Annotated in this window: 8 protein-coding genes; 4 read left to right on the top strand and 4 right to left on the bottom strand. The window is 43.0% G+C overall.

Features of this window, described 5'->3' with window-relative positions:
* Positions 1–87: 87 nt before the first annotated feature.
* The 3 genes from AC6I7V_RS07195 to csm6 all read left to right on the top strand — a co-directional run bounded on the left by AC6I7V_RS07195 (position 88) and on the right by csm6 (position 11,054).
* Positions 88–3,447 carry an STY4851/ECs_5259 family protein gene (locus AC6I7V_RS07195; RefSeq protein WP_498010549.1) on the top strand — a complete coding sequence of 1,120 codons (3,360 nt, stop codon included), beginning with the start codon at positions 88–90 and terminating at the stop codon, positions 3,445–3,447.
* Positions 3,448–3,463: 16 nt separating this feature from the next.
* Positions 3,464–9,664 carry a DEAD/DEAH box helicase gene (locus AC6I7V_RS07190; protein WP_498010548.1) on the top strand — a complete coding sequence of 2,067 codons (6,201 nt, stop codon included), beginning with the start codon at positions 3,464–3,466 and terminating at the stop codon, positions 9,662–9,664.
* Between the two features lie 259 nt (positions 9,665–9,923).
* On the top strand, positions 9,924–11,054 hold the full coding sequence (gene csm6, locus AC6I7V_RS07185) for a CRISPR-associated ring nuclease Csm6 (protein ID WP_498010547.1): 1,131 nt from the start codon (positions 9,924–9,926) through the stop codon (positions 11,052–11,054).
* A gap of 374 nt (positions 11,055–11,428) precedes the next feature.
* Here the strand turns inward: csm6 and AC6I7V_RS07180 are convergent, their stop codons facing one another.
* Positions 11,429–12,577 carry an HD-GYP domain-containing protein gene (locus AC6I7V_RS07180; RefSeq protein ID WP_255230657.1) on the bottom strand — a complete coding sequence of 383 codons (1,149 nt, stop codon included), beginning with the start codon at positions 12,575–12,577 and terminating at the stop codon, positions 11,429–11,431.
* Positions 12,578–13,147: 570 nt separating this feature from the next.
* Between AC6I7V_RS07180 and AC6I7V_RS07175 the strand changes: the two genes are divergently transcribed.
* Entirely contained in the window at positions 13,148–13,564 is a 417-nt protein-coding gene (locus AC6I7V_RS07175) for a VF530 family protein (protein WP_032549168.1), read from the top strand.
* Between the two features lie 111 nt (positions 13,565–13,675).
* Here AC6I7V_RS07175 and AC6I7V_RS07170 read toward each other — a convergent pair whose 3' ends face one another.
* The 3 genes from AC6I7V_RS07170 to AC6I7V_RS07160 form a co-directional block, all read right to left on the bottom strand.
* On the bottom strand, positions 13,676–13,867 hold the full coding sequence (locus AC6I7V_RS07170) for a hypothetical protein (RefSeq protein ID WP_255230658.1): 192 nt from the start codon (positions 13,865–13,867) through the stop codon (positions 13,676–13,678).
* A 204-nt stretch (positions 13,868–14,071) separates the two neighbouring features.
* Positions 14,072–14,830, bottom strand: a complete 759-nt coding sequence (locus AC6I7V_RS07165; RefSeq protein WP_498010546.1) for a sulfite exporter TauE/SafE family protein — start codon at positions 14,828–14,830, stop codon at positions 14,072–14,074.
* Positions 14,831–14,994: 164 nt separating this feature from the next.
* Positions 14,995–16,515 carry a tripartite tricarboxylate transporter permease gene (locus AC6I7V_RS07160; protein WP_255230662.1) on the bottom strand — a complete coding sequence of 507 codons (1,521 nt, stop codon included), beginning with the start codon at positions 16,513–16,515 and terminating at the stop codon, positions 14,995–14,997.
* Between the last annotated feature and the right edge of the window lies 1 nt (position 16,516).

Below are 16,516 nucleotides of genomic sequence, written 5' to 3'. Positions count from 1 at the left end.
TATTTATTAGATATCGTACATTACCAATTATAAAAATAAGTTTGAATCAAGCGCATTTAGAGGCGCCACACAACGTCAGGATTCGTCATGCAAACATACAGAAATGTCCTCTCTTCAATTCTTAATGCGAGAGAGTTGACCAAACCAAATGCTCAACCTGTATATAGTTATAAAGTGACGGCAACGGAGTTTGAGTTACTTAAGCAATCATTAGTTGCTAGTGTCGAAAGTAATGGTATTCAGACCTATTCGAACAAGCCAACAAGGGAATGGGCGGGGTGCTTTGTATTGTATGCGGCAGAGTGGTGGCGCACATCTTTTCAAGGCGGCGTTTGGGCTTGGGAACCTGTATTAGAGTCTCTCGGCTTACAGGCCAACGCAATTTCACCAACTCAAAGAAGTGAGATTGTTGCTAAGGGTTTAAGCTTTTGGGGGCGAAAGTTATTATGCAACACTAAGGGACGCATGTTACTTGGCACTGTCGCGGTTGAAGGTGGTTTGCCACAAACGCTTATTCAAGATCCAAATAGCAGGCTTGCCCATTATTTCGAACAAGTGATTCAAGATTATGGCCAATTTGCTAACTCACGGTTAAGTGCTGTATCAGTTGCTAAATTACACGCGCACTATATCGCGGCATCATATCGTGATGAGACGGTTTATAGCATTGTCGCCCAAGTTGCTGAGTCCATTTATTATTTGGTCGATAAGCACGGGTTAGATGAGCAAAGCGACCCGCTTCATTACTTGAATACGGTCGATGCAAATTGGTCGCAAGGTTTACCATTGAATATGGAGCCTGAAGCCGCTCGAACTTTATTGGGTAATGCGCTTGGTCTTGCTGTTGAAGTTCAACGTCGTTTACCAAACTCTATTAAGATTCTTCGTTCTCTACGTAAATCTTATTCTCATTATGCCTCAATGATGGATATGTCGGCATCGGATGACGATTATCAGTGGCAATACCAAATTGATATCACACTCAAGTCTCGTCTTAATGCCAAGTTCTTACAGCAACTGTTTAGTAGCGTGAATTTGCCAGACCGCATAAACCTGTTTGCGGTTGGAAGTAAGAGTCTTTTATTGGCAAAGGCATTCAAACGTGGCGCTGACTCTGAGCACTATTTGCTCGATGTTTATACTAAGTCGCTTCCTGCAGAGTGGTTCGACTGTGATATACAATTGAAAGCAACGGATGACGCTGGTAATGAGTGGTTCGCTCCAGTGCTTGGTGGCGCGGGAGTTGATGCCAATGAACCTTGGGTATTCACGCAACATAACGATGAATGGCTACTCAAAGGTGGTGGAAATGTCGAATGTGCAGAAGCGAACGTTTTAGTTTCAGTACCGGAGCGCTTATCGCATCCTACACTTGCTAGGGTAGGTCACATCAGTGGACGTGTTCTTTATGATGTTAATACTCAAGTAGATAGGGAATTTTATTTTGACGCCTATTGTGTGTCACTTGAGCGAGAAGATGGGGCATCTCTTGAGTTCAATTTAGTTGGTCAGGCCATTCCTTATCAAGCTAACCCAAGTAAGTGTTTTATTGGTGTGCCTAGCTTAGTTGCCATTGATGAAAATGGTCAGCAATCAGAAATCCCAAACACGCAACTTCGTTGGCGCAATACAATGCTTGAACGGTGGCAGTCAATGAATACGGTACCTTTTGGTAAGGTCGATATCGCTTTGTTTGAGAATAACAAACCTGTTAAGCGTTTCACTGTAGGTTTGTTACCGGACGATTTTTCTATTGAACTGCAACCGAGCCACACGGTACAAATTGGTCAGATCGGCTTTTATTCTAATAAACCACTACCAACTATTGCGCTAAAGGACGCAGAACAACTCGATGTTCTGCCGAGCTCAGTTCTCTCTCATTCTCAGCAAGATCCGAATCAAGCTAAACGCACTTTGGATATGCTCAGTCATCAAGCTCACCCACCAGCACAAGTTGACGTAGCGATATGGTGGCAAGATCAAGCAAAGTCGTTGTCGATAACATTGCCATTCCCCGCTAAAGGTATTTGTCTAATTAGTTCTGGGGGTGAAGCGGTTCGTAACGCTGAAGCAATTTTAGTCGATACGCTTAATCGTTATGAGCTATTCGGTTATGGTGTCAGTGATTCGTTAGAGGTGGAGTTCAAGCTTCTCGCTAGAGATATTTATGGTGCTTTTTCTAAATCCGCTTACGTGAAGCGAACTTTGCCAAAAGGCGACGTTTTATCTACCGGATTTTCCTTAGCAACGTTTAAAGAGGATATTGAATCCCTACTGGCTCTATCATCCTCATTAGATGCAGCCGTTAAGGTATCGGTGTTGGATAATGCACATACCATTTTCAATTTCAGTGTTAACGCGTACAGCAATACGCTTATTCCAAACAGAGCACAAGGCACGATTGAAATCGACAGCGATAGATTCATAGGCACACTTTCGATGGTGCCTTTGGATAACCCAACTTATGCACCGATTACTTTAACCAAGAATGGCGGGCAGTGGTATTTCCCTGAAGAAGATGTAATGCCCGGTGCTTGGCTTATTTATGCTGATGAAGCAGAACAGGGTGTAAGACCTTTGATGTGGAGTAAAGACCTTGAGCTGTTATCGTCGCCAAGTAATCGACTAGAAGAAGCGGCATCTATTGGGGCCCGTAAGGAGCGTCTAGAGAAGTTTTCTGCGGTTTGCGGTCAGTTGGCGACAGAATTTAGTGCGCCTGAATGGAAATACATCAAAGCATTGTTGGCCTTTGATCGTGTTCCGCTAACTGCGTTTGATCTATGGAGAGGTGCGATAAATAAGCCTGAATTCATGCTCGCGATGCTACTAAGCGCAAATAAGAAAGAAGCCGAGCGTATATGGCAGTTTAGTCAGCAGTTTCCTTTCTTATGGCACTCTATTAAAGCTCGAGATGCGATCGCGGTAGTGAGCGCTTTTTATGCTTCACGTATCGAGGTTTACGGCCACGATTTTTCGGACATTATCTGCAGCCAAATTGAATCGGTATTAGGCGAATTAGTAACGCGCTACCAAGGCTTACAAAGCCTCAAGAACCTTTTAATGCATAAAATCGATGCCAATCGAGAGAAACCTTCTCTTAATCCTGCCGCCTATATTCAGCAATTGTTTGACCTGCGAAATGCATTGAATAACCAATACAACGAATCTCGCTGGCCTTGCGAATTTTCAGATCACATATTCAAGAGTTCAATTAGGGCTGTCGACCAGCAGTTAGCTGGAGTGTGTTTCACGACTAAGGACCTGTACCGCAACAACGTGATGAATGCGCCAGTACTGCTGGCTTTGTCCACATGTGGTTCTGCATCTCTGAGAATGTCACCAGAGGTAGTACATGCGATGAGAGAGTACAACAGTTTTGATCCAGAGTACTTTGAGCAAGTGTTCGCTCTTACACATAAAATGATTTTCGGCCTAGTGAATAGCTAAAAAAGGTAAATCAACCATGCAATATTTTGAGTCTTTAGTTGATCAACTGACTAAACGTGCAGCGCGCGCTACTTTAGGGCAGTTTGGTTTGAGATCTAAGCCGTTACGTGAGTTTTTATGGCAGTCATTTTCTCAATCCCCAGGTAAAGAAGGCGCTTTTCTTGCTGACCCTGTATTTGAAGCGACCTTTGGCTGGAAACCGCATACTCAAAGCATGCGAGACTTATCAGGTGGGTTATTAAACAGCTCGATTGTAAACGCGATGGCAAATCCACCGAAAGAGCTGAAAGAAGACTATCTTTTTGATAGCAGTTGGCACCCGTATTCCCATCAACATGAAGCATGGTCTCATCTATTGGAGCCATCTCCTAAGTCTGTCATTGTGAGTAGTGGTACGGGTTCTGGTAAGACAGAGTGTTTCTTAGTGCCAATTCTGAATGACATTGTTGAACGAAACAGCAGGCCAGATGGCGTTGAAGCTTTGTTCTTATATCCACTTAATGCATTAATCAACAGTCAGAGAGAGCGTTTAACGGCATGGACTCACCAATTAGGTGAGCAAGTTAAATTTAGCCTGTTTAACGGCGATACGCCCGAATCAGTAAATGTGGCAGAACGAAAAAAGCACCCAAATGAACAGCTTTCTCGTAAGGAGCTGAGAGAAAACCCAGCTCAAATACTTGTGACCAACTCTACGATGTTGGAGTACATGTTGGTTCGCCAAAAAGACGCGAATATTTTGAACCGCTCTAAAGGCAAACTGCGTTGGATCGTTTTAGATGAAGCTCATACCTATATTGGTTCTCAAGCTGCTGAGTTGTCGTTGCTGCTTCGACGAGTAATGCATGGGTTCGGTGTCACGCCAGATCAAGTGAGATTTGTCGCAACTTCCGCAACGATTGGTGGAAAGGAGTCTGACGCGGATCTAAAAGCGTTTTTGGCTGATGTCGCTGGTGTCGATATTACTCAAGTTCATTTAGTGAAAGGCGAGCGAGAAATCAAACCGCTGATGGAACTAGAGCAAATCAAGGCGATGAACCTTGATAGTGTTTCAAGAATAACGAGCGAGATAGAACGTTACGATGTGTTACAAAGCTTACCGCCTCTAAGAACGTTAAGGCAGCACCTGAGTTCAACCGATAACAGATTGACGTTGAGCGAAATAGGGAAGCTATTGTCTGCAACTGAGGAACCGTTATCTGAACAAGACTCACTTCAATGGCTTGATATCTGTGCTTCGACAAAGAACGCAGATGGAGATGCATTTATTCCGTTTAGGCTACATTTATTCCATAGAGTTGCTGGTGGGCTTTGGGCTTGCTCAAATTCAGATTGCTCGGCAAAGGTAGGCACGCCTCTAGAGTCGATTGATTGGCGATTTGGTATGGTTCATATGTCACGTCGTGAGAAGTGCTCGTGTGGTTCACCGATATTTGAAATGGTTAGCTGTAATGGTTGCGGAACTAGCTTATTGGCTGCGACTGAAAAAACGGATTCAGAGACCAGTCATTCACAACTTCATTTAACCAAACCAGATTCATCGATCGATGACTTTGCCTTGGACCTTGTTGGAGAAGAAGATCTCACCATCGAAGATGATGAGGAAACTTCAGAGGAGTATGACCGCTTTGCTCTCATCTCTCCGTTAAGTTTTGAAGAAACCGGTGAATACTGGATTAATAACCAGAGAGATGTAAAAACCGCTAAAGTTCCAGGCGCGCATTTAATCCATCGAGTCGAAGGGTATCGTAAAAGTGACGGTGTTTTGTCTATGCGCTGTCCATGTTGCCAGCATACTAAAATCAAGAATTTCGAGTTCTACCGTCACTTCAGAAATGGCGCCCCGTTTATGCTGTCGACGGTGATCCCTACATTATTGGAATATTGCCAAGACGGTAAAAAAGAGCAGTTGAAAGGTCCTTGGAACGGCCGTCGCATGATTACTTTCACCGATAGCCGTCAAGGTACAGCTCGTTTTTCTGCCAAGTCACAACAAGATTCTGAAAGGCAGTTTTTGCGTTCCACCATTTATCATTTGATCTTGGATAAAGCGATCCGAGAGAGTGGTTCAAGCTCTGAAGATACTGCTGAGCTCGAGAAATTTCAGAAAATGCTCAAGATGGCTAAAATGAGCGGTGAAGAGGACATGATCGAGTTTGTTGAAGGTCAAATCGCCTCTTTGGTTGGTGGAAGCTCAAAGTCGGTTGCAGTAACTTGGCAAGAAGTTGAGGATTTTTTAGCAGAACAGAAAGAAGTGAAACTGTGGATCAAAAAGTTTTACGAACACTTCGATGACCGGATGGATATGGTTGCAAACCCTAAGTTGTTAGCCCGCCTATTGCTACTGCGCGAATTCAATAGTCGCCCTAAAAGACAGAACACTCTGGAAACTATGGGCTTAGTTTCCATGGAATATCCAGTTTTAGCCAAAAAGGAGGGTTCAGCTCCTAGTGAATGGCTGAGACATTTTGATAGTGCTGAAAAAGCGCGTGAAGAGTGGGTTAATTTCCTAACCGTTTGTGTGAATTTTCATGTGCGAAGCATGAAAGCCGTGAGATTAACGGATGAACAAATCAACTGGATAGGGGCAAAATATTCGCCAGCTTTCTTAGTAGGACAAGATGAGCCTACCCATATTTGGAACGTGGAAGCATGGCCAAAAATTAGGCGTAAAGGGCCACGACAACCAAGGTTAGCTAGATTGCTTGCGACGGCTCTGAATATAGAGTTAGAAGATTCTGATACACGTGCAGATATTAACGAAATTTTACGCCAAGCGTGGATGGCTCTTCAGTCGTCAGTGTTGACACCGAGTGGTGACGGCTATCGTTTAGAGCTTGAGCAACAAGTGAGTTTCTCATTAGTTGCAGATAAGCACCAATGTCCTCATACCCAAAAAATCATAGATAAGCCATTGTTAGGGGTGACTCCATATCTGAATTTATCTGGGGACCGCAGCGAGCATTTGTGCAAACAGATATCTACCCCAAGTTATCCGTACCCATTTGGTCGCGATCCTGAAAGTGGAGAAACGGTTGATCTAAACAAAGTTAGAGATTGGCAAGAGCAGCCAGACTTAATTGATGTACGCAAAGAAAACGCGTGGTCAGATATTGCTGACCGTGTTGTAGAGCGTACGCCTTACTTTAGAGTCGCAGAGCACTCTGCACAGTTAAAGGCAAGCCAGTTACGCGAATATGAAAAAGAGTTCAAAGAAGGAAAAATAAACGTTTTAAGCTGTTCTACGACGATGGAAATGGGTGTAGATATTGGCGGTATATCGGTAGTAGCTATGAATAATGCTCCACCTAACCCTGCGAACTACTTGCAACGTGCAGGTCGTGCTGGCCGTCGTGGAGAAACTAAGTCGATTGCGCTTACGTTATGTAAATCCACTCCACATGGGGAGCATATCTTCTCGAATACGCGATGGGCGTTTGATACTGAAATTAAAGTACCGAACGTATCGCTATCGAGTGACTACATTGTTCGTCGCCATGTGAATTCGTTATTACTTTCAACCTTTTTAAATCATGTTGTGAAGTCAGAGAACTCTTTGAAATTGAATTGTGGTAACTTTTTCAAATCTGATCATGAATCGGCGGCTTCTCAAGCTGACCAATTTGTTGACTGGTGTGTAAATGGAGCATTAGATTTTGTACAAGACGGGTTGGATATTTTGTTACGTCGAACTTCTCTTGATGCAACATCACGTATCGAAATTCTAGATGCGTCCGCTAAGCATATGAAGCGCATTGTCGAGCGTTGGTCCGTTGAGCATCAATTGCTAAAAGAACAATCTAAAAGCTTAGAAGAGAACCCTAACTCGCTATCAACAGCGCAAGCTGCAGTAGAAAGCCAAATTCAACGCTTAGAGGGGGAGTTCTTACTTTCCGAGTTAGCACGTAAAGGCTTCTTACCCGGATATGGGTTTCCTACTGATGTGGTATCTTTAAATACCGATCATGCCAAGGTGATCGAAAGGCGAAAACGCTACATTAAAATGAAACAAGACCAAATCAACGATAATACGTCTCGCAAAGATAACTTGTATAGCTCTGGTGGCTTTCCATCTCGAGACCTTTCAGTTGCTATTCGCGATTATGCACCGGGTAATGATGTTGTGATTGATGGACGAGTGTATCAGTCAAAAGGCGTTTTGTTGAACTGGCATAGTCCTGCGTCTGCCGACCAAGTAAAAGAGATACAAGCATTAAGGTGGGCATGGCGTTGCGACAAGTGTGGTGCCAGTAATACTTCGTTATTAAGACCAGAACTGTGTGAATGTTGTGGTAATGAGTTCAATTTTAGTGACGAGAAAACAAAAGATCGTATTCACCCTTATATTCAGCCAGCGAGCTTTGCGGTCGATATTAGAGACGAACCTCATAACGATATCTCGCGTCTGAATCATGTACCTTTCAATGATCCTTGGGTGACAGTAGATGGCTCTGAGTGGCATGAAGTAAGCGTAAACCCCGGAGCATCATACCGTTCAAGTCATAATGGTCATGTTTATTATTACAGTGCGGGACCCGTTAACCAAGGGTACGCGCTTTGCTTAGAATGTGGTCGTATGGAAGCTATGCCCGAAGGTGGAGATAAGTCACCAAAAGAAGTGTTGATGGGGCACACTCGCTTACGCGGTGGTAAGGGCCATTTAACCAGCTCAAGCGAAGTTTTGTGTGGCGGGAACGACAGGGAGTTCACTGTAAAAGGTCCGCTAAAGTTGGGCCATAGCACCTATACGGACGTGTTCGAATTATTGTTATTTGATGAGCTGGGTAAACCGCTTGTAGAGAGAAGTATTGCTCGTTCAGTCGCGGTACTGATGCGAAACCAGTTAGCTGAGAAGCTGGGTATAAATAATGATGAAATTGGCTGTACAACCAAGCCAGTGAATCATGAGGGACGAGAAGTACAAGCTATCGTGTTGTTTGACAATGCAGCTGGTGGTGCAGGTTTTTCAATTCAAGCTTCTGAGTATGTTGTTGAGTTACTCAAAGGAGCAAAGAAGGTTGCATCTAATTGTCACTGTGACAAGGCATGCCATCGTTGCTTAGTGGATTATTCAACTCAACATGTCCTTGATTTACTTGATAGAAGAAAAGTGGCTACTTATTTGAGTAACGGCTTTTTTAACAATCTTAGCTTGCCAGTGGAATATGAATTGTTCGACCATCACAATAGGCGTGAACTACGTCCGCTAATGATAGCAATAGAAAAAACACTGGCTAAATATGATGACTCAGAACTCTATGTTGAACTCCCTGTAAGTCAATTGAACGATTTGGGTGATTGGCAACTGTACCAAGCATTTAGTCGCTGGGTTACTGAGCGAAAGGTAAACTTGATATTGACAGAGGCTCAAGTGCAAGAGTTGTCACTAGAGCAAAAAGTGACCTTGTCTTGGTATCAGAACCACCCAAATGTTAAGGTAATGAGCAAACTACTAAATGAGCATGCTGGTCACCAGGTGGTAGCTTCAGTGGCTAATGAATCATATTGCTATCAATGGGGAAACCGTATCGATGATCTTGAAACTTTAGTGGTTGGTATTGGTTCTTTGGGTGAGTTGGTGGACTTTGATTCTACGCGTTTGAGTCAAAGTTCTGATGTAGAAAAAATAGTGATTGATAATGAACTGGATGGAAAAGCTTCTGAGTTCGGATTCAAGTTTTGGACCCTTGTGTTTAAACGCTCACCTACATTGATGAAGTTGATGCAAAACCAAATTATCGAATCGGTTACGTACTCTGATCGTTATCTGGCCGCGACTTTACCTGTTTCTCTTTGCTTCAATACCTTGAAGTTTATCGGGGAGTATTACAAAAACTGCCAGGTCGAAATTCACACTGGGGAATTAAGTCGAGGCTGTAAGCCAGCGACAGTACAAGATAACTTTTTCGATGATTACTCACGTGACAAGGTAATCGGTTTGGCATTTGAAAACTCTGATGCAAATATGAGTTTCAAAACGACCTCGAAATACAAGCTGCCTCACTCGCGAACGCTCGTATTATCTTTTGACAACGGCCAGCAAGTGACGTTGTGGCTTGATCAAGGATTTGGGTACTGGTTTGCTGATAAACGTCTACCTGAGAACCACTTACCTTATCATCTTGATGATGAAGAGCACGCAAATATTATTGCTGAAGGGCAAGCTCAAATATCATCAGGTACATTCCCAACAGATGTATTTGTGTCATTTCGTTGATTGAAATGAATGGAGAGCGAGCCCCACGTTGGATTCGTTCTCCTTTTTAACTAAATGGAGTGCAGTTTCATTAATTACAGTGTATGAGCGAGTTCATAAGCTTAAGAATACCAATCTGAATTATTAACTTTTATCATAGCGTCTGAACAAACAGGGGTTTAGCGTATATGACAATACAATTGGTATAAATTTTAAGGTTATAGCACAACTATTAAGTCCTTCTTTTTCATACAAGACCAAATAACTTAGTGAGCTTATTTTGAAAAACATTTTGGTAGCCGTAACAGGCGCAAGTCCTCAAGTCCTAACTGAAACGTTGTTTGCACTGAATTATCAAGGTAAAACAATGCCTGATGAAGTATTTGTGATTACTACCGCCAACTCTAAGCTAACGTTAGAAAAAGGGTTGTTTCAAGATGGTCATTGGAACAAGTTAATAGAAGATTATCAGCTTCCCGAAATTAAGTTTAGTTCTGACAATATTTGGTTGATCTCTGATGAAGAAGGCAATGTATTAGATGACGCTAAGGCTGAAGCCGACCAAGTCGTTATGGCTGACTTTATTACACGGAAAGTAGAGGAGTTGACTCGTAATGACGATGTTGCGATTCATGCTTCAATTGCTGGTGGCCGAAAGACAATGGCTTTTTATATGGGCTACGCAATGTCTTTGTATGGCCGTGAGCAAGATGTACTGAGTCATGTGTTCGTAGACGATGATTTTGAGTTTGTAAGCGACTTTTATTATCCAACTCCTTACGACAAGTATATTGTTGGAAGAGACAAAAAAAAGGTAGTAAACACCAAGGATGCCAATGTTACCCTAGCAGAAATCCCGTTTGTAAGAATGCGTCGTCAAGTTGATGAATCAATTTACAACCAAATGCAAAGTCACTCGTTTTCAAAGACTGTATCAGCGTTTAATAGCGCATATAGCTCGGAAATTAAAGTAAAAATTTCGACCAAGGACAAGACGTTAGATGTGGTTGGTGTACCTGTAAAACTCACAGCTAAAGCGCTAGCCATCTACTTATTCTTCATCAAAAAAGCCATGAGAACGGAAACGTTGGGGCGAACTTTTGAAGAAGACGTTGACCAAACGCGTGAATATTTAGAAATATTAGATTCAATGAAAGCCGACGTACGTTTGTATAAAAGTATGGGCTTGGAAGATGAGGGACAGTGGCGTCAGAATGATTTTGTACTGACACCTAAATTGACGAAGGACTTCGTACGTCAGTCATTAAGTGCATTCCATAAAGCGTTAGAAGGGCGTTTAGTTCCAGATATCGTAGAAAAAATCAAAGTGCACTCTGATGGTGCCAAATCTGGTGCGAGCTATAGTGTAAGGAACGACATTGTTATTTTGTTGGATGGAGTCTCGCTTTAAGAATTATTTATGCAGAGAATATTTCTCAACGCAAAACCCTAAGCCTAAAACCCTTCAAATAATGCTCCAATAATAGGCAGCATCACCAAGAGCAGTAAAAAGAAGGCCCAGTCGCTACGCGACTAGGCCTTCAAAAAGGTTTTAAATGGTTCTTAACTTACAAGCATTAAGCATTATGCGGGGCTTTGTTGTTTCTGGAGTATGGGAAGTTACCTCGCTTCCATTAGCGATAACAGCTTAAATAGATAATGACGATTCTTAACTGGATAAAGCGCCCGATAACAGCTTTGGATTCGAGAATCGTTGCTATCGAAACGCCATATCGACAAGAGTCGCTTTCCAGTGCCACTTCGTAGTGTCTACTGGGTGGAAAACTATGCTTGAAAGCTAGTGACTTCTTCTTTGTCTGAAAACTGCTCCCTTACTGTCATACAGGTATCGAGATTCTGTTTAAGGGCATCAACACAGTTTGGATCGAACATTATGCCAACGTTTTCTTCGATGTACTCCAACACATCATCAAGTTCCCATTCCGATTTATAGGCTCTTTTGCTGAGCAAGGCATCAAATACATCTGCCAGAGTAACGATACGCGCTTCTAGAGGAATCTGAGTCCCACATAGCCTGTCAGGTAAGCCCGTTCCGTCGTAGCGTTCGTGGTGATGTCGAATAATGTTTTTCAGAAACTGTATTTCATCATGTGAGATTGAGTGGTTATCTGAAATTGAGACGACATCGTCAATCATAGCCTCACCGAAAATCGTGTGCTGATTCATTATGGCTCGGTCTTCATCAGTAAATCGTTTGGTACTAAAAAGTACATGATCGGGGATACGATATTTACCGATATCATGAAAAGGTGCATAAACACGGATTCGATGAATGAACTGATAAGTGATTTCCGGTTTTTGCTCTGACATAGCGCGCGCCAGTATCTCGCTGTAACGTCCCATGCGAATCAAATGCTCCTTGGTTTCAGGATCTCTTGCATGGCCCATATTGAGGGCGATTGCGAGAGAAGTTTGAAAGTGTTTTTGACTCTCATGCAGTCGAGTAAACAGGTTCGCGATAAGTTGAGATAGGTACGCGATGTCCGCTTGAATGCTTTTCTGATTGAAGAAACCGATCGTGGTGGCATTAATAAATATAAAACCGAGGTTTTGGTCGCGATAGTAGATTGGAGAGGTGTAGCTACTTTGATGTCCAATATCGATTAAGCGACAAATTTGTCGTGTTGGGTTCATCGTCGATAAGTCATTGATAACTCGTATTGAAGGCAGTTCAGACATCTTTCTCAGGGAAGATTCTGGTCTGATGTTGTATTCGATGTAGCTATCATTCGCTTCTTGGCACAAGGCATCGGAAACAAAGTAATTGGTGGCTTTGTTTTCATTTGTTAAAGCTATAGAAAGGCGCGAGAGCGTCGGGTAGAACGAACGCACAAGCTGGAAAAGATCGTCTAATGTGGAGGTAATATCTTGATCTTTAGCTGCGATTTTACTGAGTTGGGAGTAGTCAAACATGAGCGGGGCTGACCTTTATTTATAATTATATAATTGTTTTTCTTTGACTTATTGATTTCTCATATTTAAGAATATGAACATACCAGTCCTGTTAATGAATTGTAATCTCGTCATCTTATAAATTCTAAATACATCACTAAAAATGTGGTTATTACATTAGAGCATCATCCATTTTGTTAACTGGGTTCGCTTTTTTGTTATGTCGATCTAGATTTCCAATCCATTAGGGGTATTTACAGCGACGTTGGTTCCATAAAGTACGCTCAATAAATGCGATGATTATTAATAGGTTGGGTGAACAGTATCGGAAATAGATGTGTTCTAACCACGTACTGAAGTCAGAATTGTTAGATGTTTGGATTAGAAAACGGACTTATTGAGTGATGTGTCGGTTAGTTCTCACGCGATCAGACCATAATTAAACATATCCATCGATGATAATTAGGAGAGTGACAGGCTTTGTGCCATCATTACCTTCAGTAACAGGCATGCAGGAAGCTGACCTAAGTAAACAACCGTTATGATGATGGTGAACTAACGCAGAGTACTTGCTCTGTTTAAGGTACGACGATGACAGATGAAGAAAGAATTGAGCTGCAGAAAAACAACCCACTGCACGGCTTAAAGTTAGAAACCATGATCACCGAGCTGGTCGATCATTACGGTTGGGAAATACTTGATGCAGCAATGCGCATGAACTGTTTTAACACGAAGCCGTCTGTTGCGAGTGCGGTGAAGTACTTAAAGAAAACACAGTGGGCGCGTGAGAAAGTAGAGAACTTTTACTTGTACCGCTTCAAACGTATGCCTAAAGCGTCTGATCTTGAATATCAAATGCCGCCGCGTTCACGTACTTTCCGCCATGGGCTTGAGCCTAAAGAACCGATGGAGCTGACGGTAGAGTCTATCTTAGCATCTCAAGCTAAGGCCGCGTCTTCATTTAAAGCGCGCCGCTCGGGTGGTAAAGGACGCAACTTCCGCCGTTAATCGCTATGGTGGACTGAACAAGATACAAAAAAGGAGCATCACGCTCCTTTTCTTTTACTATCTACTTTTGAAGTAGGGTAAACCCATCAAGTTGTATTGCTCTGCGAGTGCTCAGGCTTCGCGGTTTTTCTTTTGATTCTTAATAAAATCACTTAAGTAGATTGCAGCGCTGAAGACGAGAAACAGAGCAGAAACCGAAAAAAGAGCGGGCATTTTTAGTATCCACGCAAAGGTTGCTGCTAAGAATGCAATGAAGCAGATCAGTCTGCTTGATGACATAACATGACCGAGTTTGATGTTCATAATGCCCCCTAATATGCTTGCTTCTTATACGCAGTCAGTATCGCACCTCTGGATAAAAATTAATCTAAATTAATATCAAACAAGGTGATTATCAGATTCTCTTCACAAATTCAGCGAATGCTATTTTCATGATTGGAAGTAACGCTCAAAAGTAAAACGAACTCCTATAGGCAAAGGGCATATCTGGCGGTTTTTAATAACCGGTTAATTGGCGTAGAAAAAGTATGCGGTGATCAAGAAACTGGCAACGATAACGCTATTACGAACATAGTTTTGTGGAATGTTGCGTGATATCTGAGCAGAGTAGTAGCCACCAACCAGTGTACCGAGTAAGACTACAAGTCCTGAACTCCAATCAATTGAACCATCAACAATAAACAATACAATGGCCGCCATTGAAGCGCTTGCTGAGACCAACAATTTAATCCCATTCATGACATTGATGTTGGTATAACCAGCTAAGGCAAGATAGCTTAGCGTGACAATACCAAGACCAGCATTGAAGTAACCGCCGTAAACACATACCAAAAGCAGCAATAGGGCAGAGAAGAAGGCGCCTGCTTTCCCTGCGTGTTTGTGCTTTGATGCCGCTTTTTTAATGAAGCTGTTGATGTGGCCGCCAAAGGTAAACAGTAGTGCTGCGAATAGCAGTAGCCAAGGAACAGATTGGGTAAAGAGTGCCTCAGGTGTATGTAGCAGTAAGAAAGCACCGATGGCACCGCCCAAGACACTCAGAATCAAAGTCAATTTAAGCTGTTTTGTGCCTGATAGAATCTCTTGCTTTAATGCATAAGCCCCACTTATGTAACCGGCACAAGAAGCAAAGGTATTGGTTGCGTTGGCAGCGACCGGAGGTACGCCCACAAAAAGTAAAGCAGGGAACGTAACAAAACTGCCGCCACCTGCAATGGAGTTCAATATGCCACCAAGCACACCGGCGAGAAAAAGTATCAGCCATTCCATGACGATAGTTCCTAATTGAGAGATGAATAACTAACTTACTGAATTTTGAATCTAAAACCAGCTTTATCAAGATGTTATGGGTAAGTTTGTGATTTGTTGCAACGGATGCTTGCTCCATTAATAGAAAAGGGAGCCGAAGGCTCCCTAGATAAAGTAAGATTTGATTAAGCTTCTACAGGTTTGGCTTTAAGGCTCTTAAACAGCTTCATGAATAAAGGGCTGAATAGAACCAACACTGCAAGGATGGTAAAGCTCATAGTAATTGGGCGCTCCCAAAGGAAACTCAATTCGCCATCACTAATCATGAGTGCACGTCTTAAGTTCTCTTCCATCAACCCGCCTAAGATGAAACCTAACAGCAGTGGTGCCAGTGGGAAGTCAGCTAATCTCAATCCTATGGCAGCCATTGCTATAAGCAACATGATAAAGACATCCATAGTGTTAAATGACACCAAGTAAACGCCAGTAATTGAGAAGAACAGAATCATAGGTAGTAAAACGGTTCTTGGTACGGCAAGCAGTTTCGAGATATATGGGATCAGCGGTAGATTTAAAATCACCAGTACAATGTTACCGAAGTACATAGAGATAATAACTGACCAGAATACATCTGGGTGTTCAACGAACAGACGCGGACCTGGTTGAATACCGTAGGCAATCAAAGCACCAAGCATAATCGCCGTCGTACCTGAACCTGGGATACCAAGAGTCAACAAGGGAACAAATGAACCGCTAGAAGCTGCGTTGTTTGCAGATTCTGGTGCAACAAGACCGCGGATACTGCCTTTACCAAACTCTTTCTGCTTCTCTTTTGGCGCTAGACTACGTTCCATACCATAGCTTAGGAAGGCTGCGATAGTTGCACCAGCACCCGGTAGTACGCCTGTAAAGAAACCAAGAATAGAAGAACGAATCGATACAGGGGCGACGTCTTTTACTTCTTCTTTGGTCACTTTCATGCTGCCAATATCGGACATCTTACGGCTTTCTTCTTCGCTGGTGTCTTTTTGAGGTTTAAGCACACCCATCAGGGTTTCACCCAGCGCGAATGTTGCCATCGCGAGCAGTAAGAAGCTAAAGCCGTCCATTAAATCGGTTAAGCCGAAAGTAAATCGTTCAACACCGACACCTTTATCGATACCTACCGTTGAAAGCATCAAGCCTAGAACGGTCATCATCCACGCTTTGATCACTTGTCCCGGTCCAGCGAAAGCTGCGACTGCCGATAGGCCAAGTAACATCAGTGCAAAGTAGTCTGACGATTGGAAACTTAGCGATACGCTTGCAAGCGCCGGCGCTGCGATAAGGAGCATGATCGCTGATAACGTACCTCCAGTAAATGAAGAGTAAGCCGCCAGTGCAAGTGCCTTACCCGCTTGGCCTTTTTGGGCCATTGGGTAGCCATCAAATGCAGTCACTACGGTTGATGAACAGCCCGGAGCATTAATGAGAATCGACGAAGTGGAGCCGCCAAATACCGCACCATAATAAACACCTGCCATTAGGATTAGACCTGAAGAAGGTTCTAAACCGTAAGTAATTGGGATCATTAGCGCGATCGCAGAAATAGGCCCTAAGCCCGGTAGCATGCCGATAAAAGTACCAACGAAGCAGCCCACGATCACCATCATGATGTTCATCGGCATTACCGCGGTCGAAAGTCCTTGTAAAATTCCATCTAACATA

This window comes from Vibrio sp. KUL70, from assembly GCF_059725515.1.
Note: the sequence above shows the minus strand (reverse complement) of the source record. Positions and strands in the feature narration are given on the sequence as shown.